Here is an 18,474-nt window from a genome sequence, read left to right as displayed (position 1 = left end):
CGGCGGGCTGTTTCATTCATCCAGCCCGCCTTTTAGATGATCAAAAAATTCAGTGGCTGCCCGCGGCGGCGGCTGTTCCCGACGTTGCGCGATGGGCGGCGATGGCAGCGTGCAGGTGCTGGATGCGCAGCGACGCCGGCGGATGCGAATCGTAGAAAGCCGAGTGCAGCGGATCGGGGGTGAGGGTGGAGGCATTGTCCTCGTACAGCTTGACCAGTGCCGATACCAGATCCTGGGCATCGGTGTGCTGTGCGGCGAAGGCATCGGCCTCGAACTCGTGCTTGCGCGAGGAGAGCGAAGACAGCGGCGAGAACAGGAAAGTGAAGATCGGCAGCACCAGCATGAACAGGATCAGGGCCATGGCATCGTTGCTGCCCAGCAGCATAGGCTCCACGCCCAGGCCGGTGTAGAACCATGCTTGGCCCTTCAGATAGCCCAGCAGCGCCAGGAAGGCCAGCGACAGGCCGAACATGACGACCACACGCTTGACGATGTGCTTGAGCTTGAAGTGGCCCAGTTCGTGGGCCAGCACGGCTTCGATCTCATGCGGGGCCAGGCGCGCCAGCAGGGTGTCGAAGAAGACGATGCGCTTGCCCGAGCCGAAGCCCGAGAAGTAGGCATTGCCATGCGCGCTGCGCTTGGAACCGTCCATCACGAACAGGCCCTTGGATGCGAATCCGACGCGCTGCATCAAGCCTTCGATGCGGCTGCGCAGGCTGTCATCTTCCAGCGCGGTGAATTTGTTGAAGAGCGGCGCGATGAAGCTGGGATAGATCACCAGCATGAGCAGCTGGAAGGCGCACAGCACGATCCAGGTATAGAACCACCAGAGCGCGCCGGCCTTTTCCATCAGCACCAGCACCACCCACAGCAGCGGCAGGCCGATCACGGCACCCAGCAGGGTTTGCTTGATCATGTCGCTGAAGAACAGGCCATGCGTCATCTTGTTGAAGCCGAAACCGGCTTCCAGCCTGAACTGGCGGTAGTAATCGAAGGGCAGGTCCACCGCACCGGAAATGAGGCCAAATCCCGCCACCAGCGCGATCTGGTACACCATGCCCGGCTCGCCGGTCCAGCCCAGCAGCAGGCTGGAGAGCCACTGCAGCCCGCCCAGCAGGGTGAAGCCAATCAGCACGGCAGCATTGACGATCAGCGTCACCAGGCCGAACTTGGTGCGCGCCACCGTGTAGTCGGCCGCCTTCTGGTGGGCCGACAGCGGGATCTTCTCCGCGAACTCGGGCGGCACGGCCGCGCGGTGGGCGATCACATGGCGAATATGGCGCGAGGCCAGCCAGAAACGCACGCCCAGGCTGATGGCCAGGAATACGACGAACAAAACTGAAAACGAAAGTGAAGACATGCTTTCCCTGTGCGAAAATGGCGGAAGTTCGAGGCCCAGGCCCGCGTCCTGCCCCAGCCGGCAACGGTGGCAGGCCTGTTGGCCGTGCCGTCCGGTGCGATCCGGGCGAGCGAACCCAGCAATGAACCCTGCAGTAGATGGGGCCAGGCCCCATCCCGTCAATAAGGAAGAATTATGTCACAAGCCCCCGCCGCGCCTGTCCGGCCCAATGAAATGAACCTGGTCTGGGTCGATATGGAAATGACCGGCCTGGATCCGGACAAGGATCGCATCATCGAAGTGGCCGTGGTGGTTACCGATGCAGAACTGAACGTGCTGGGCGAAGGCCCGGTGCTGGCCATCCACCAGTCCGACGAGCTGCTGGACGGCATGGACGCCTGGAACAAGGGCACCCACGGCCGTTCCGGCCTGATCGACCGCGTCAAGGCGTCCACCGTCACCGAAGCCGACGCCGAACAGCAGATCATCGCCTTCCTGAAGCAATACGTCCCGGCCGGCAAGTCGCCCATGTGCGGCAATTCGATCTGCCAGGACCGCCGCTTCATGGTGCGCGGCATGCCCAAGCTGGAAGAATTCTTCCACTATCGCAACCTCGATGTGTCGACCCTGAAGGAACTCTGCAAGCGCTGGAAGCCTGAAATCGCCACCGGTTTCAAGAAGCGCCAGATGCACACGGCCCTGGCCGACATCCTGGAGTCGATCGAAGAACTGAAGTACTACCGCGAACACTTCATCAAGGAGTGAGGCCGTAGCATCCGGCCCAGGCAGGGTGGTTGGCAGCAACGCCATCCTGTATGAAACAAAAAGGCGCGCCCGGCATCCGGCGCGCCTTTTTCATGGTGCCGGGTGAATCATTCTTCCGAATCTGCGCCGCAGCACTTCTTGTATTTCTTGCCACTGCCGCAGGGGCAGGCATCGTTGCGGCCGGTCTTGGGCGCATCGCGCTGCACCTGCTCGACCGCCGACTTGCGCTTGGGCGCCCAGTAGCGGTGGATGTGCGGAATGGCCGACTCGATCTCGATGGCCAGCTTGTGGGTCTTGAGCGGGTCGTCGATGAGCTTGGTTTCTTCCTCTTCCAGCTCTTCCGAGCCCAACAGGTAGATGGGACGCATCAGCGGGGCCAGGTTGGAGTGGAAAATTTCGTCCCACTGCGCCGCGCGCAACTGGATGCCTTCCCAGAACCCCCAAGCCCAGGCTTCCGCATCCAGCAGCGGTTTGCCTTCGTGCTCGCGCTCGCAGAACAGAGGTTCATATTCCTTGGGGGCGACTTCGAAGGTGATGGCGATTTCGTTCATGGTGCGCGCGATCAGGCTGGTGATGCGCTCGGCTTCCTTGCCGTTCTTGAACTTGGGGGTGTCTTCCGGACGGCTGCCCCAGACGCGCGGCAGCCATTCGGCCATCAGCACTTCCTGCGGACCGATGGCCAGGGCCGTCAGGTAGCCGTGCAGGGTGTCCATGGTCATCACATCGTCGGCGCAGCGATCGGAGAGGAGAAAATCGTCGAGTTCGTCGAATTCGGCGTCGGAAAGGGGCTGGTCGAGATGCATGATGGTTCCAATGACTGATGCTAAAGGCAGGAGTGTAAAGGCATTGGCCCGGGGGCGCGAGTGTTGCCGGTCGGTTGCTGCCCGGAATGCTGCAATCGGTTGGGGCGGGCAGGCTGGTGGACAGTACAATAGACGGATGAATTCCCCCGCCCAATCTGCTGACCTCCCCGACGCCACTTCCTTCGCCACGCTCTCGCCCGATACGGTACTCGATGCCCTCGACGGGCTCGGTCTGTATGGAGACGGCCGCCTGCTGGCCCTGAACAGCTATGAAAACCGCGTCTACCAGGTCGGCATGGAAGGCGGCCCGCCGCTGGTGGCCAAGTTTTATCGTCCCTTGCGCTGGAGTGATGAGCAGATCCTCGAAGAACACGCTTTTTCGCAGGAATTGGCCGACGAAGAAGTGCCGGTGGTGCCGGCCATGCGTCTCGACAATGGTGCCACCCTGCATCGCCACGCCGGGTTCCGTTTTGCCGTATTCCGCCGCCACGGTGGCCGTGCACCCGAGCTGGACGATGCCGATACCCTGGAGCGTCTGGGCCGCTTCATCGGCCGCATTCATGCGGTCGGCCTGCGCAGCCCGTTCCAGTCCCGCCCGGCGCTGGACATCGCCAGCTTCGGCGAAGAACCGCGCGACTGGCTGCTGGCGCACGATTTCATCCCCATGGATGTGGCCACGGCCTGGCGCACCACGGTCGAGCAGGCGCTTGATGGCGTGCGCCGCTGCTACGAGCGGGCAGGGGAGATCCGCACCCTGCGCCTGCATGGTGATTGCCATGTCGGCAACGTCTTGTGGACCGATGCCGGCCCGCATTTCGTCGATTTCGACGACAGCCGCAGCGGCCCGGCCGTGCAGGATCTGTGGATGCTGCTCTCGGGCGAACGGCGCGAGATGGTCGGCCAGCTGGCCGACCTGTTGGCAGGATATGAAAGTTTCTGCGAATTCGAGCCACGCGAGCTGTATCTCATTGAAGCCCTGCGCACGCTGCGCCTGATCCATTATTCCGCCTGGCTGGCGCGGCGCTGGGATGACCCGGCTTTCCCGGTGGCCTTCCCCTGGTTCAATACCCAACGTTACTGGCAGGACCGCATCCTGGAATTGCGCGAACAGATCGCGCTGATGGATGAACCGCCCCTGTGGCCGGTGTGAATCCGGCGAAATGAACGAAAACAACATCATCATGACGCAAACACTTGTCCGCTGCGGCTGGGTCAACCTGGCCAATCCCCGCTATGTGCAGTATCACGACCATGAATGGGGTGTGCCCTGCCACGATGAAACACGTCTGTTCGAGATGCTCAACCTCGAAGGTGCCCAGGCCGGACTGTCCTGGGAAACCGTGCTCAACAAGCGCGACAGCTACCGCGAGGCCTTCGACGACTGGGATGCCGAGAAGATCGCCCGTTATGACGAGCGCAAGGTGGCGCAATTGCTGAAGAATCCGGGCATCGTGCGCAACCGTCTGAAAGTGGCCGCCACCATCGGCAACGCGCGTGCTTACCTGCAACTGCGCGAGGAAGTAGGCGGGCTCGATGCTTATCTGTGGGGCAAGGTCGATGGCCAGCCCATCGTCAACCGCTGGGCTTCGCTGGCCGATTGCCCGGCCAAGACGCCGCTGTCGGACGCCATTTCCAAGGAGCTGGCCAAGCGCGGCTTCAAGTTCGTCGGTTCCACCATCATCTACGCCTATCTGCAAGGCGTGGGCGTGATCAACGATCACGTGGTGGATTGCCATTGTCATGGCCGTTGAGGCCGGGCGTGCTCTGCACCAAAAGGCCAGCCGATGGGCGGCGGCAGGGCACCGGTTTGGTTTACACTCGCAGCCTGCGATGCAGCATCAGCTTGCACTGCATGGATTCACGAGGCCGGCTGGCGCACTGCCAGGCCGGTGAAGTTTGGGAGTAGCATGATTTTCGTCAAATGGTTTGGCTGGTCGGTCCTCTGGCTGCTGCCGCTGCTGCTGCGCACGGTAGCGCGCGCGCTCGGCCGCAAGTCCGTCTTCGGCGGACGCGGTGCCATTCGCCTGTGGTGCGGCAGCCTGCTGCTGCTGGCCGCCAGCAGCGCGGTCGAGTCGCTGGTGCGTTCACAACTGGTTGCGGGCGATGATGGCCCGGGCGGAGCGCTGTTCGGCGCGGCCCTGATGGATGCGCTGGGCGGCAAGATCAGCCGTGGCATTGCCGCAGTCCTGATGCTGGGTTTGCTGGCGCTGGGCCTGAAATGGCTGCTGGGTGCCATGTTTGGCCGAGGCGCACCGGCTGGCCGCGACGAGCACCCCGAGCTGGACCTGGGGCCGCCGCGCCGTGGCAGCGCCGAAAGTGAACGATTGCGCATGAGCAGCCTGCACGGCAGCGCCGGACCCGCCCGCAGCAGTTTCCCCGCCAGTACCGAACGCCGTGCCCCGATGCCGCGCACGCCTGCTCCCGGTTCCGCATCGGCCAAGCGCATGCCGCCGGCCTCGCCCTTCGCCCCGCGCCCCCGTCCGGCCCGCCTGACGCCGGCCCCGGCACCGGAGCGTCCGGCCGGGAACGCTCCGCGTGACGACTGGAAAGTGCCACTGTCGGCCCTCACCGGCGGCAGCCGCAACAGCCAGGCAACGCCTGCCGGCAGCGCGCAGGGCGGCAAGTGGCCTTCCATCAATCCGCGCCAGACGGACCCGGCGGCCAAACCGCGTCCGGAATCCGAATGGGCCGCCTTCGAAAGCCTGCGTCCGACCGAAGCCATGCTGGCCCGTGCCGCTGCCAGCCGTGCCATCTCGGCGGCCAGCGCGGCGGCCGATGCCAGCCTGTCGCGTGCGGCTACGCCGTCGCCGCCGATCCGTCCGATTCCACCGTCCATTGCACGCGGCAATCCGGCACCGGCCCAGCCTACCCGCAGCATTCGCATCAGCAGCGTGGGCCGTGCTCCTGAGCCGGGCAGTGTGCCCGGCAAACCGGTCGAGCGTGCCGATGTCGTGCCCACGCGCCTGATGCGTTCCCTGCAGCAGGCCAGCGGCGAGCAGGAAACGCCGCCCGCTGCGCCGTTGCCACCACAGGTGCAGCCCATCGTGCCGCTGAGTCCGCAGGGGCAGCCCTTGCCGGAATCCTTGGGACCGCTGCCCGCGCCCGTCCCCGTGCCGCCCGCGGCGGTTACCCCCGCCGCGCCACCCTTCATGGCACCGATGGCGGCCCCCGAGCCTGCGCCGCCGCTGCCCGAGCCGCAGCCGGAACCGATCGACCTCGGTACCTTCAATGCCCCCTGGTTCGACATGCTGCCCGACCCCGCGCCCGAAGCGCCGCCGGCCCAGCCCGCTGCGGCCTTCAGCGTGCGCATGCCCGAAGCGGCGCCAGCCTACGTGCAGCCGGTGGCCATGGCGCCCGAGGGCTACGTCGATGAGCCGCGCGTGGACATCCCCTTGCCGTCATTGGACCTGCTCGATGAAGTCCCCGAATCGCGCATCGAGGTCGACCCCGAGCAACTCCAGGAAACCGGTCGCCTGATCGAACAGCGCCTGCGCGAATTCAAGGTGCCGGTCACGGTGCTGGGGGCGGAGGCCGGTCCGGTGATTACCCGTTTCGAAGTGGAGCCGGCACAAGGCGTACGTGGCGCTCAGGTGGTGAACCTGGTGAAGGATCTTTCTCGTGCCCTGGGTCTGACCTCCATTCGCGTGGTCGAGACCATTCCCGGCAAGACCTGCATGGGCCTGGAGCTGCCCAATGCGCGCCGGCAGATGATCAAGCTCTCCGAGATCGTGCATTCGCAGGCTTATCGCAAATCCGCTTCGCACCTGACCATTGCCATGGGCAAGGACATCACCGGCACGCCCGTGGTGACCGACCTGGCGCGCGCGCCGCACATGCTGGTGGCCGGTACCACCGGGTCGGGCAAGTCGGTGGCCATCAATGCGATGATCCTCTCGCTGCTCTACAAGGCTACGCCCGAGGAAGTGCGCCTCATCATGATCGACCCCAAGATGCTGGAGCTGTCGATCTATGAAGGCATTCCGCACCTGCTGGCCCCGGTGGTGACCGACATGCGCGAGGCCGCGCATGCCCTGAACTGGGCGGTGGAAGAGATGGAGCGCCGCTACAAGAAGATGTCCAAGCTGGGCGTGCGTAACCTGGCCGGCTACAACCAGAAGCTCGATGATGCCGCCACCCGTGGCGAGAAGATTCCCAATCCCTTCAGCCTCACGCCCGACGCGCCCGAGCCGCTGGAAAAGCTGCCCACCATCGTGATCGTCATCGACGAACTGGCCGACCTCATGATGGTGGTCGGCAAGAAGGTGGAAGAGTTGATTGCGCGCCTGGCACAGAAGGCACGCGCAGCCGGCATCCACCTGATCCTGGCCACGCAGCGGCCGTCGGTGGACGTCATCACCGGCCTCATCAAGGCCAACATCCCGACCCGCGTGGCCTTCCAGGTGTCGTCCAAGATCGACTCGCGCACCGTGCTGGACCAGATGGGGGCCGAATCGCTGCTGGGCCATGGCGACATGCTGTTCCTGCCGCCGGGCTCGGGCTACCCGCAGCGGGTGCATGGCGCCTTCGTCTCGGATGAAGAAGTGCACCGCGTGGTGGAATACCTGAAATCCTTCGGCGAACCGCGCTACATCGAGGAAATCCTGGCTCCGCCGATTTCGGAAGACACGGCCCAGGCCGACATGTTCGCCGGCGGCGAGGGCGGCGATGCCGAAGCCGACCCGCTCTACGACGAAGCGGTGGCCTTCGTGCTCAAGACGCGCCGCGCTTCCATCTCCTCGGTGCAGCGGCAATTGCGCATCGGCTACAACCGCGCCGCGCGGCTGGTGGAGCAGATGGAAACGGCGGGCGTGCTCTCGGCCATGTCGCGCAATGGCAGCCGAGATATCCTGGTGCCGCCCTCGGGGGGCGGCGCCGAAGAATAAGAAGTACAGCCCCAAAAGAAAATCGGCGGACCCTTGCAGGTCCGCCGATTTTTTTTCATCACGCAGGGCGATCATTGCGGCAGGTCAGGCGACCTGCCCGGCATCAGACATCCAGCTGCGTCACCAGCTTGGTGTTGATGTAGGCCTCGATGGCCTCGGTGCCGCCTTCGGAACCGTAGCCGCTGTCCTTGATGCCGCCGAAGGGCAGTTCCGGCAGGGCCAGGCCCAGGTGGTTGATGGTCAGCATGCCGCTTTCCACGCGCGCGGCCAGGGCGTGCTTGGTCTTGGCCGACTTGGCGAAGGCGTAGGCGGCCAGGCCGAAGGGCAGGCGGTTGGCTTCGGTGATCACTTCATCCAGGGTCTCGAAGGAATTGATGATGGCCAGCGGACCGAAGGGCTCCTCGTTCATCACGCGGGCGTCCAGCGGGACATTGGTCAGCACGGTCGGCTGGAAGAAATAACCCTTGTCGCCGATGCGCTTGCCACCGGTGCGCAGTTGCGCGCCTTGCGAGACGGCATCATCGATCAGCGCTTCCAGCGCCGGGATGCGGCGCTTGTTGGCGACCGGGCCCATGCCCACGCCAGCTTCCAGGCCATTGCCTACCTTCAGCTGTTCGGCATAGGTGACGAACTTGTCGACGAAAGCGTTGAAGACACCCTTCTGCACCAGGAAGCGGGTCGGCGAGACGCACACCTGGCCGGCATTGCGGAACTTGGAGGTGGCCAGGGTCTTGGCGGCCAGTTCCACGTCCACGTCATCGAACACCATGGCCGGTGCGTGGCCGCCCAGTTCCATGGTGGCGCGCTTCATGTGCTGGCCGGCCAGGGCTGCCAGCTGCTTGCCCACCGGAGTGGAACCGGTGAAGGAAATCTTCTTGATCACCGGATGCGGGATCAGGTATTCCGAGATCTCGGCCGGCACGCCGTAGACCAGGTTGATGACACCGGCCGGCACGCCTGCATCGGCGTAGGCGCGGATCAGTTCGGCCGGGGAGGCCGGGGTTTCTTCCGGGGCCTTGACGATGATGGAGCAGCCTGCAGCCAGGGCCGCCGAGAGCTTGCGCACCACCTGGTTGATCGGGAAGTTCCACGGGGTGAAGGCGGCTACCGGACCGACCGGCTCCTTGATCACCATCTGGTAGGCACCCGGCACGCGGGCCGGCACCAGGCGGCCGTAGGTGCGGCGGGCTTCCTCGGCGAACCAGTCGATGGTGTCGGCCGCGCCCAAGGTTTCCATCTTGGATTCACCCAGCGGCTTGCCTTGTTCCAGGGTCATCAGGCGCGCGATATCGTCGGCGCGCTCGCGCAGCAGGTCAGCGGCACGGCGCATGATCTTGGAACGCTCGAAGGCGGACATGTTGCGCCAGGTCTCGAAGCCCTTTTTGGCGGCTTCCAGGGCGCGATCCAGGTCGCTGCGGTCGGCGTGGGCGATCTTGCCGATCACTTCCTCGGTAGCCGGATTGACGACATCGATGGTGCGGCCGGAGGCGCTGGCGGTCCATTCGCCGTTGATGAAAAGCTGTACGTCCTTATACATGGGCAATCCTCGTTCGTCAGGTTGGGGAAGGGCCGGCGCTGCCCGGTTCGGCCCAATGGGCTACACGCAGGGCAGGCGCGATGGCCTGGGAAGAATGCAGACAGACCGGCTTGCGCCGCTCTGGTTCACACGCAATGCGAAGCCAGTGAAGCTTGTTGCGAAGACCACCTTTATACCACGCGCTTCATTTTCACGTCGGCCACCAGAGCGCCGACAGCGGCTTCCTACAAGGCTGGACGGGCAGCTCGGAAGCAGGAACAATCGTTCATACGCACCGGTCACACTGCCACAACAATATGCCCAGCCGAGGACTTCATGAGCAGCTCTTCCGACCCGTTTCGTCCCGTCCGCACCCCGCCAGCCGCTGCCCGTCCTCAATCCGCGGAGGAGCCAGGCGGTCCTTCCCCGGGCGGCCTGGTCGCCGCTGCCCTGTTGAGCGCCGGCGCAGGTCTGTGGCTGGGAAGAAAGCGCCGCCAGAAGCGCGTGACTGCGTCGCCGACAGCGCCCCGGATGGTGGCCTCCCGTGCAGAGGAGGAGAACAGCAAGGCGCCTACCGGCCATTCCGCGACGGCTCATCACGATGCACTGCCGCAAGGACTGGAACGGGCCTTGCGGCTGGTGACGCTGGCCATGCCGCTGATTGCCGCCTGGCGCAAGGGATCGGCCCGTGCCAAGGCGGCCGCCGCCAAGGCCAAGACCGATACACCGCTGCCGCCGGATGCCCCCGCGCGGATCGACATCGTCAAGGCCAAGCTGGAACCGGCGCCCTCGGATTATCTGGACCCGGCGGCCGAGGTCAAGATGATCAAGGGCGGCACGCGCGCCCAGCAGGCCTGGCAGATGACGGTGGCCGCCGTCAATGCGTGGATCGATGACTTCGCTCCCAGCATGGGGGCGGCCATCGCCTACTACACCATCTTCTCGATTGCTCCCATGCTGGTGATCGCCATCGCGGTGGCCGGCATGCTGTTCGGCCACGATGCCGCGCAGGGCGAGATCGTCAACCAGATCCGCGACATCGTCGGCACGGAAGGCGCGTTTGCCATCCAGGGTTTGCTGAAGTCGGTGAGCCAGCCGCGCGAGGGCATGATCGCCGCCGGCATTTCGGTAGTCACGCTGGTCATTGGTGCCACAGCGGTGTTTTCGGAATTGCAGAGTGCGCTCGACCGCATCTGGCGCATCCCCGTCGCCAAGCGCAAGAGCGGCCTGTGGCAACTGGCACGCACGCGGCTGTTGTCCTTCGGCCTGATCATCGGTCTGGGCTTCCTGCTGATCATCTCGCTGGTGGTCAGTGCGGCGCTGGCGGCGCTGGGACGCTGGTGGGGCGGCTGGTTCGAAGGATGGCAACTGCTGCTGCAGATGCTCAACTTCGTGCTGTCCTTCGTGGTGTTCTCCACGCTCTTCTCGATGATCTACAAGTTCATGCCGCGCGTGACGCTCTCCTGGCATGACGTGTGGATCGGTGCCGTGGCCACCACCGTGCTCTTCATCATCGGCAAGTATCTGATTGGTCTGTATCTGGGCAGCACCGGCATGACCTCCGGCTTCGGGGCGGCCGGCTCGTTTGCGTTGCTGCTGCTGTGGATCTATTACTCCGCGCAGATCTTCCTGCTCGGTGCCGAGTTCACATGGATCTACGCCAACAACTTCGGCTCACGCGCGAAACGCCAGCGGCTGGTCAATACGGTGGAAGACCATCACGTGAGCATCGAGCAGGCGCAACAGGTGGTGCGTGCGGGAGACAATCCCCGCTAAGCCGGCAGGATGGCCGCGCACTCTTCGGCGGCCCACAGCCGCAGCGTATCGCCAAAGCCGCCGCGCGCCTTGCTCTGCTTGCGGGTGCTGGTGACCACCCGCACCCGCGCACTCCAGGCGATCTGCGCATCGGTGGCCTGCAAGGCCTGCACCAGTCCCACATCCTCATGACAGGCCAGCGGCGGAAAGCCGCCCGCGCGCAGATAGGCCTGGGCGCAGACACCCAGATTGGCACCGTGGATATGGCGATGGCCATCCTCATCGTGATAGTCGCGCGCGAAGCGTTGCTGCACCTCCGGCGGGTGATCGCGCCAGTGGTCGGGCGTGACCGTGCCGCAGACCGCATCCGCCTTCAGCGCCAGTTGTGCCGCCAGCCAATCGGGGGCAACCCGCGTATCGGCATCGGTAAAGGCTAGCCAGCGTGCGCCCGCAGCGATCAGTGCGCGTGCACCGTGATGCCGCGCCAGGCCGACATTGCGCACCTGCAGCGGCAGCACCGTCACCGGATGGCGGCGTGCGATTTGCTCGGAGCCGTCGCTGCAACTGTCGAGTACCACCACGATACTCACCGCTTCACCCTGCAGCTGAGGATGTGCAGCCGCCTTGCGCACCGCCTGCAGGCAGGCGTGCAGGCTGGCTTCTTCGTCGTGCGCGGGGATGACGATGCCGATCATGCTCGGTTCTCCGGAAAGTGGTGGGTGCAGTGCGGGTCAGATCCTGCGCCAGAGGTCGATGAGGATGTCTTCATCCTCGTAGCAGGCCTGGCGCTTCAGTCGCGCGTGCGCATCGATGAGCTGGTGCATGGGCCGCGTGGCCAGCAGGCGGTCATCGAAGTCCTTCTTCCAGTGGCAAGCCAGCAGGTGTCCGCCCGGCGACAGGCTGGCTGCGGCCAGTGCCGCCATCTCGGCCATGTTGGGCGCATCGAAGTAGTAGCAAAGTTCGGAAAACACGATCAGGTCTACCGCCGGCATGTCATGTTCGGCCGCGGGCCATTGTTCGGGCAGCGACTGCCGCCGCACCTGTACATGCGACAGGTGCGCCGTCTTCTCGCGCGTGATGCGTACCGCTTCCGCGCTGAAATCGGAGGCCATCAGCCACTTGCAACGTGCGGCCAGTTGCAGCGTCAGTTCGCCGCTGCCACAGCCGGGCTCGAAGATGGCGCTGCATTGCTGGCGCGGCAGGATGGCCTCGACCAGGGCACGTTTGCGTTGTTCGTACCAGCTGTCCCGCGTCTTCCACGGATCGTCGCTGGCAGCATAGAGCTGATCGAAATGGCGCGTGTCCGGAAGCTGTGCTGCCCTCATAGGAAGAACACCTCGTAAGGCCGCACGAAATGCGCCAGCACACCGGCCGGCAGCACCGGATCGCGTTCGCCGTCGCTGCCGATCTGGCTGTGATAGCAGCGCAGGGCGCGTCGCTTCATCATGCCGGTGCCGGTATCGAAGGCCAGCTTGCGGGCGCGGCCCCAGGGGAATTCTCCGCCCAGCGGCTGTACCCAGTGCCAGCCCCAGATCGGCACTTCCACCAGCTTGCAGCCCAGTTCGTGTTCCAGCTCGGCGGCCACTTCGCCCACGGTCTCGTGGTCGGGATGGCCGTCCAGCCGCCACGGCGCGAAGACGATGTCGGTATGGCGCAATTGCGCGATCAGCCAGGCCTTCAGTTCCAGCCTGTGCTGGCGGATCTGGCCGTCGGGAATGCGCGCGCGCAGGATCTGCGCCTGCCCCGCTCCCAGGCATTCCAGCGCGGCCATGCTCTCGGCGGGACGCAGCAGCGGCAGGCGTGCTGCCAGCGGCGACGAGGGCGGGTGACTGCGTTCGCCATCGCTCACGGCGACCACGGCGATCTCGCGCATCATCCCGGCCAGTTGGGCGATCAGCCCGCCGCATCCGAGCGTTTCGTCGTCGGGATGCGGTGCCAGGATCACCGCACGTGATCGGGCGGGCACCAGCTGGCTCAGTTCCAGTTCCGGCAGGGCATGCAGGCGCTGGCAGGATTGCCACACATCCTCGGCGGTGCCGTTGGCGATGTCGATATGGCGCACAGGAGCGGCCGTCCTGGCCGATGGGGGCGGCTTTACAGTAAGCATGGGGAGGACTCCTCTTCAAGACTGGCCTTGGCCAGCGCGGTCATGTCGCGTTCGGCGTGGCTCTGGCGCAGCCACACCGGCAGATCGGCCAGCAGGCGCGCACTGTGCCGGCTGCCGCAATAGGGATGGGGACCGAGGGCAGCCCCGAGGTCCTCGATGATCTGCAGGCAGGCACGCTCCACGGTCAGGCGCGTGCTCAGGGCGTCCTGCATGGCATTGGCACGCGGATGGGCATCGATGCGCGCGGCGCTCTCGCGCAGGCAGGCCGCTGCTGCATGCCCGGCACACAGTGCGCTGCCCAGCCGGGCCAGCGCATGGCTGTCCGCACGCTGCGCCAGGCTCTGGCGCAGCACGGAGACCAGCGCGGTAGCAGCGCCGTGCCAGCAGGCGGCAATGCCGATGCCACCCTGCCAAAAACCGGGACGGTCCAGATAGAAGCCCGGACCGCCGATCACCTGCGCCGTGACCGTACGCAATTGCAGGCGCGCAGTGCGGGTGGCAGCCATGCCGATGGCAGCCCAGTCGTCCTCGATGATGCTCACGCCCGGCTGGCCCAGTTCAATGGCCAGCAGCCAATAGCGGTCTTGCTCGTCGCGATGGCCGAGCAGCGCATGCGTGACGGCGGCTGCGCCCGAGCACCAGGATTTTTCGCCGTCCAGAATGACCTGATCACCTTGCTCACGCAGGTGCAGGCTGCCGGGCCGGCCTTGCGCGCACCACACGCCCCAGATCGAATGCGGTGGTACCGGGGCGTGGGCTTCAGCCAGGATGGCGAGGGCATCGGTATGCGCTTCGAACAGCTTCGCCACCGACAGGTCCTGCGCGGCCACGGCCGCCAGTGCCTGCCAGCGCGCAAGCGTCTCGCCGTGGCCCGGCAGGGGCAGACGGTCCAATCCCGCTACCACCAGCTGGCGCAGCAGCCGCGCGGCCACGACGGGTAGCGGGGTGTGCGGGGTTTGGTGCAAGGCAGGCGCAATGAATTCCTCCAGCGCTGCAGGCAGCGAGGGGCAGGGTGGGGCGTAGCGTCGGGTGGAGCTGCACATCATGATGAGGGGCACAGAGGCGCACGGGCTGTGCAATGGTGAAGAGTATGAGTGCCTTCGCATCTGCAAGCTGTCGGTGCGCTGCTGTGTTTGACGTAGGAATCCGGTAAGCGCGGGTTTCCCGTTGAGCCTGTGCGCGCACGCGCTGACGCCATCTGTAGGAATCCGATGCGCTGTAAAACCGTCACGCGCCTACAGCCAAATTGCGCGCTCACTTTCATCATGACGATCCGGACGCAGAAGTCTTCCATGCGCCGCGCCAAAGGGCGACCACGTGACCATGCAGTGCGCCCCCCACGAATGCATCACGCTCGGAGAAGCGACATGAAAACCAAGGATATCCCCGAAGAAGCGACGTTCGACGAATACAACAATGCCGCCGGCGGCTGGGGCTCGGTCAAGGCGCTAGGTGCCATCCTGCAGCAGGAGCACGTCATCGCCACCGGCACGCGCATTCTCATGAAGCAGAACAAGCCGGACGGCTTTGCATGCGTCAGCTGCTCCTGGGCCAAGCCGGCTGATCCGCATCTGTTTGAATTCTGCGAGAACGGTGCCAAGGCCACCGCCTGGGAGATTACCGGCAAGCGCGCCACCCCCGAATTCTTCGCCCAGCATACTGTCACCGAGATGGAGAGCTGGAATGATCTCGAATTGGAATCCACCGGCCGCATCACCGAGCCCATGAAATACGATGCCGCCAGCGACCGCTACCTGCCGGTCTCGTGGAACGAAGCCTTCGATGACATCGCGGCGCAACTGCGTGCCATGGATCCGAAGAAGGTGGTGTTCTACGCGTCGGGCCGGGCCTCGCTGGAGACCTCGTACATGTATCAGCTGATCGCACGCATGTACGGCACCAACAACTTGCCCGACAGTTCCAACATGTGCCACGAGTCCACCTCCGTGGCACTGCCGCAGACCATCGGCGTGCCCGTGGGAACGGTCAGGCTGGACGATTTCGAGCAGACAGGGTGCATCCTCTTCTTCGGCCACAACACCGGCACCAATGCGCCGCGCATGCTGCATCAGCTGGAAGAGGCGCGCAAGCGCGGCGTACCGGTGATCACCTTCAACCCCTTGCGCGAGCGCGGACTGGAACGCTTCGTCAACCCGCAGTCGCCCAAGGAGATGATCACCCCGGCGCACACCGACATCAGTTCGCAATATCTGCAGATCAGGATCGGCGGTGACACGGCGGCCGCCATCGGCATGGCCAAGCGCATCCTGGAACGTGACGAACGCGCCCGCACGCAAGGCTTGCCACGCCTGCTGGACCAGGCCTTCATCGATGAGCACACCAGCGGCTTCGACGAGTTCGCCGCCGCTGCACGTGCCGCCGAGTGGGCCGAGATCGAACGCCACGCCGGCGTCTCGCGCGCAGAGCTGGAGCTGGCGGCCGATACCTATGCCGCTGCGGATAGCGCCATGCTCATGTATGGCATGGGCATTACCCAGCATCGTGAAGCGGTGCGTGCCATCCACATGCTGACCAATCTGCTGCTCATGCGCGGCAATATCGGCAAGCCGGGCGCGGGCATCTGCCCCATCCGCGGCCATTCCAACGTGCAGGGCCAGCGCACCGTCGGCATCACCGAAAAACCGGAGATGGTGCCCAATGACAAGCTGCGCGCGCTCTATCATTTCGAGCCACCGATGGAAAAGGGCCTCAACACGGTGGAAGCCTGCGAAAAGATTCGTGATGGCGAACTGTCCGCCTTCTTCATGCTGGGCGGGAATTTCGTGCGGGCCATTCCCGATCATGGGGTGATGGAACCCGCCTGGCGCAAGCTGCCGCTGACGGTGCAGGTGGTGACGCACTTCAACCGTTCCTGCGTCATCCATGGCAAGACGTCCTACCTGCTGCCCTGCCTCGGCCGCATCGAGATCGACCAGCAACGCGGCGGCGAGCAGGCCGTGTCCGTGGAAGACAGCACCGGCTGCATGCATGGCTCGCGCGGGCGGGTCAAACCGGCCTCGCCGCATCTGCTGTCGGAACCGGCCATCCTGGCCGAACTGGCCAAGCGACTGCTGCCGGTCAATCCGCAGGTGGACTGGGATGCGTGGGTCGGCGACTACGCCCTGATTCGCGATGCCATCGAGGCCACCTATCCTGACATCTTCCGCGACTTCAATGCACGCATGTGGACGCCAGGCGGTTTCGCGCGCCCGCTGGCGGCGCGCGAACGGCAATGGAAGACTCCCAACGGCAAGGCCAACTTCAAGACTCCAGACGGCTTTGATCCTGATCCCGACATGCCTGGCGATGCCCCCGGCGTGTTGCGGCTCATGACCACGCGCGGTGACAGTCAATTCAATACGACCGTCTATTCGCTGGATGACCGCTTCCGTGGCGTGTGGGGCACGCGTCGCGTGCTGCTGATGAATCTGCGCGATTTGCAGCAGCAGGGATTGGGCGCAGGGGATTTCGTCACGGCCGAGACGGTGTCGGATGACGGCGTGCAGCGCCGCGTCGATCATCTGCGCGTGGAGCCTTTCGATATTCCGGTGGGCTGCGTGATGGGTTATTTTCCTGAACTCAACCGGCTCATCCCGCTGTTTCACCATGCACGCGGCAGCAAGGTGCCGGCGGCGAAGTCGATTCCGATTCGCTTGATTCCGGAGATTGGGGAGCCGGTGTTGTCGTGATTTGTTGTGCGTGCGCGTTCGTCGAACTATCTCGGAAATTGATAGAAACAGAATGAGTCGACTTGCGCTGTTGTCATGCATCAGCCATCACGCGATCTCACTTACGTACCCAATGAGGTCTTCGCTTTGATGATCCATCATCAATGGACCGCCATCCGCAGCTGGCGCGAGCATTTGAATCTGACCCAGCAAGAAGTCGCTGCCCGCATCGGTATCTCGCAGTCTGCGTATGCGCAGCAGGAAAGCAGCAAACGCTTGCGTCCAATGTCCCTCGAAAGAATTGCCGCGGCGCTTGGCCTGAGCGTCGAACAGCTCGATTTCTGACGCAACCTACCACAAGAAAAAAGGCCCCGCCAAAGCGGGGCCAAGAGGGAACTGAGGAAACCTCAGGGTTACAACACAAAAACACCTTGCGTACTGCCGTTCAGCTATTGGCTGATAAAAAATTTATATTGTTTATAAATAATCGTAAATCAGCCGTCGGAAATTTCTCCGGTCAATACTTCCACATGATCTTCTGCAATTCCTTGGGATCATTGGTACGGGTCAGGGCCAGCTCGGCCAGGATGCGTGCCTTCTGGGCATTCTGGTCATCGGTGACCACCCAGTCGTACTTGTCATCAGGCTGCTCGCCGTTGCGGATCACCACGCCGCTGCCGGTGCGCGAGGCGCGGATCACCTGCACGCCCTTGCTGCGCACTTCCTGCAGCACCGGCACGATCTGCTCGGCCACGCTGCCGTTGCCGGTGCCATCATGGATGATGGCCTTGGCACCTGCTGCCACGAAGGCGTCATACGCCGTGCGGCTGACGTTGCCGTAGTTGTAGACGATGTCCACGCGCGGCAGGCTGCTGATCTTGTCGATGTCGAACTCGGTCTGCGTGGTGTGCGGACGCGCCGGCAGGCGGTAGAAGCTCAGCTTGTTCTCCACCACATAGCCCAGCGGACCATAGGGCGAGCGGAAGGTCTCGACCTTGAAGGTATTGCTCTTGGTGACGTCGCGGCCGGAATGGATCTCGTCGTTCATCACCACCAGCGTGCCCTTGCCAGCCGCTTCCTTGCTGCCGGCCACCAGCACCGCGTCATACAGGTTCAGCGCACCATCCGCGCCCAGCGCGGTGCCGGGCCGCATGGAGCCGACCACCACCACCGGCTTCTCGCTCTTCAACACCAGGTTCAGGAAATAGGCCGTCTCTTCAATGGTGTCGGTGCCGTGGGTGATGACGATGCCGTCCACGTCGCTCTGCTTCAGCAGTTCCGAGACGCGCTTGCCCAGCTTGATCAGACGCTCGTCATTGAAGCTCTCGCTGCCGATCTGGAAGATCTGTTCGCCGCGCACGTTGGCGATCTTGGAAATTTCGGGGACGGCGGCGATGATCTTGTCGACCGGGACCACGGCCGATTGATAGGCGGCCGTATTGACGCTGGATGCGCCCGCGCCGGCGATGGTGCCGCCGGTGCCGATGACGACCACGTTGGGCTTCTTGTCCTGGGCGTGCGCCGCAAAGGCGCAGGCCAGCGAGAGGATCATGACCGAACCGATTTTTTTGAAGTGTGCCTGCTGCATTGTTGTAAGTCTCCTGGTTGCCACGGTGAGGCCGCGGGCGATCGCCAATT

The 18,474-nt window shown here is 64.4% G+C and carries 15 protein-coding genes; 7 read left to right on the top strand and 8 right to left on the bottom strand.

Translation table 11 applies throughout. The features are described from left to right. Positions 1-49: 49 nt before the first annotated feature. The gene (locus MKD49_RS17175) at positions 50-1,360 is read right to left on the bottom strand and encodes a M48 family metallopeptidase (protein ID WP_252696899.1); all 1,311 of its coding nucleotides are present in this window, start codon (positions 1,358-1,360) and stop codon (positions 50-52) included. A gap of 174 nt (positions 1,361-1,534) precedes the next feature. On the opposite strand from MKD49_RS17175, the gene orn reads away from it, so the two are divergent. Further along, a complete protein-coding gene (orn, locus tag MKD49_RS17170; protein ID WP_008326970.1) occupies positions 1,535-2,104 on the top strand; it encodes an oligoribonuclease in 570 nt (189 codons plus the stop codon). A 107-nt stretch (positions 2,105-2,211) separates the two neighbouring features. Here the strand turns inward: orn and MKD49_RS17165 are convergent, their stop codons facing one another. Next, positions 2,212-2,907: a UPF0149 family protein gene (locus MKD49_RS17165; RefSeq protein ID WP_121038339.1), complete on the bottom strand. Its 696-nt coding sequence runs from the start codon at positions 2,905-2,907 to the stop codon at positions 2,212-2,214. Positions 2,908-3,043: 136 nt separating this feature from the next. On the opposite strand from MKD49_RS17165, the gene MKD49_RS17160 reads away from it, so the two are divergent. The 3 genes from MKD49_RS17160 to MKD49_RS17150 all read left to right on the top strand — a co-directional run bounded on the left by MKD49_RS17160 (position 3,044) and on the right by MKD49_RS17150 (position 7,790). After that, entirely contained in the window at positions 3,044-4,057 is a 1,014-nt protein-coding gene (locus MKD49_RS17160; RefSeq protein WP_252696898.1) for a serine/threonine protein kinase, read from the top strand. Positions 4,058-4,088: 31 nt separating this feature from the next. Further along, complete coding sequence (locus MKD49_RS17155) at positions 4,089-4,658, top strand: DNA-3-methyladenine glycosylase I (RefSeq protein ID WP_034330504.1); 570 nt, start codon at positions 4,089-4,091, stop codon at positions 4,656-4,658. 156 nt (positions 4,659-4,814) lie between these two features. Beyond that, the gene (locus MKD49_RS17150) at positions 4,815-7,790 is read left to right on the top strand and encodes a DNA translocase FtsK (protein WP_252696897.1); all 2,976 of its coding nucleotides are present in this window, start codon (positions 4,815-4,817) and stop codon (positions 7,788-7,790) included. A 103-nt stretch (positions 7,791-7,893) separates the two neighbouring features. Here the strand turns inward: MKD49_RS17150 and MKD49_RS17145 are convergent, their stop codons facing one another. Next, entirely contained in the window at positions 7,894-9,327 is a 1,434-nt protein-coding gene (locus MKD49_RS17145) for an NAD-dependent succinate-semialdehyde dehydrogenase (protein ID WP_134134773.1), read from the bottom strand. 315 nt (positions 9,328-9,642) lie between these two features. Here MKD49_RS17145 and MKD49_RS17140 point away from each other — a divergent pair, with 315 nt between their 5' ends. Next, on the top strand, positions 9,643-11,082 hold the full coding sequence (locus MKD49_RS17140; protein ID WP_252696896.1) for a YihY/virulence factor BrkB family protein: 1,440 nt from the start codon (positions 9,643-9,645) through the stop codon (positions 11,080-11,082). Here the strand turns inward: MKD49_RS17140 and MKD49_RS17135 are convergent. From MKD49_RS17135 to MKD49_RS17120, 4 genes are read right to left on the bottom strand one after another with little or no spacing between them, the layout of a single operon-like run. Then, a complete protein-coding gene (locus tag MKD49_RS17135; RefSeq protein ID WP_121038351.1) occupies positions 11,079-11,756 on the bottom strand; it encodes a glycosyltransferase family 2 protein in 678 nt (225 codons plus the stop codon). The two genes, MKD49_RS17140 and MKD49_RS17135, sit on opposite strands and share 4 nt — an antisense overlap. 36 nt (positions 11,757-11,792) lie before the next feature. After that, positions 11,793-12,386, bottom strand: coding sequence for an SAM-dependent methyltransferase (locus MKD49_RS17130; RefSeq protein WP_252696895.1), 594 nt, complete (start codon positions 12,384-12,386; stop codon positions 11,793-11,795). Then, the gene (locus MKD49_RS17125; RefSeq protein WP_252696894.1) at positions 12,383-13,168 is read right to left on the bottom strand and encodes a PIG-L deacetylase family protein; all 786 of its coding nucleotides are present in this window, start codon (positions 13,166-13,168) and stop codon (positions 12,383-12,385) included. The genes MKD49_RS17130 and MKD49_RS17125 overlap by 4 nt, the downstream gene beginning before the upstream one ends. Beyond that, entirely contained in the window at positions 13,156-14,214 is a 1,059-nt protein-coding gene (locus tag MKD49_RS17120; protein WP_252696893.1) for an acyl-CoA dehydrogenase, read from the bottom strand. The genes MKD49_RS17125 and MKD49_RS17120 overlap by 13 nt, the downstream gene beginning before the upstream one ends. A gap of 321 nt (positions 14,215-14,535) precedes the next feature. Here MKD49_RS17120 and MKD49_RS17115 point away from each other — a divergent pair, with 321 nt between their 5' ends. Beyond that, positions 14,536-16,857: an FdhF/YdeP family oxidoreductase gene (locus tag MKD49_RS17115; RefSeq protein ID WP_252696892.1), complete on the top strand. Its 2,322-nt coding sequence runs from the start codon at positions 14,536-14,538 to the stop codon at positions 16,855-16,857. Between the two features lie 129 nt (positions 16,858-16,986). Beyond that, on the top strand, positions 16,987-17,181 hold the full coding sequence (locus tag MKD49_RS17110; RefSeq protein WP_252696891.1) for a helix-turn-helix domain-containing protein: 195 nt from the start codon (positions 16,987-16,989) through the stop codon (positions 17,179-17,181). A gap of 172 nt (positions 17,182-17,353) precedes the next feature. Here MKD49_RS17110 and MKD49_RS17105 read toward each other — a convergent pair whose 3' ends face one another. After that, a complete protein-coding gene (locus MKD49_RS17105; RefSeq protein WP_034337408.1) occupies positions 17,354-18,424 on the bottom strand; it encodes an asparaginase in 1,071 nt (356 codons plus the stop codon). Positions 18,425-18,474: the final 50 nt, after the last annotated feature.

It is taken from the genome of Herbaspirillum sp. WGmk3, from assembly GCF_023952535.1.
Classification (GTDB): Bacteria; Pseudomonadota; Gammaproteobacteria; order Burkholderiales; family Burkholderiaceae_D; genus Herbaspirillum; species Herbaspirillum huttiense.
Note: the sequence above shows the minus strand (reverse complement) of the source record. Positions and strands in the feature narration are given on the sequence as shown.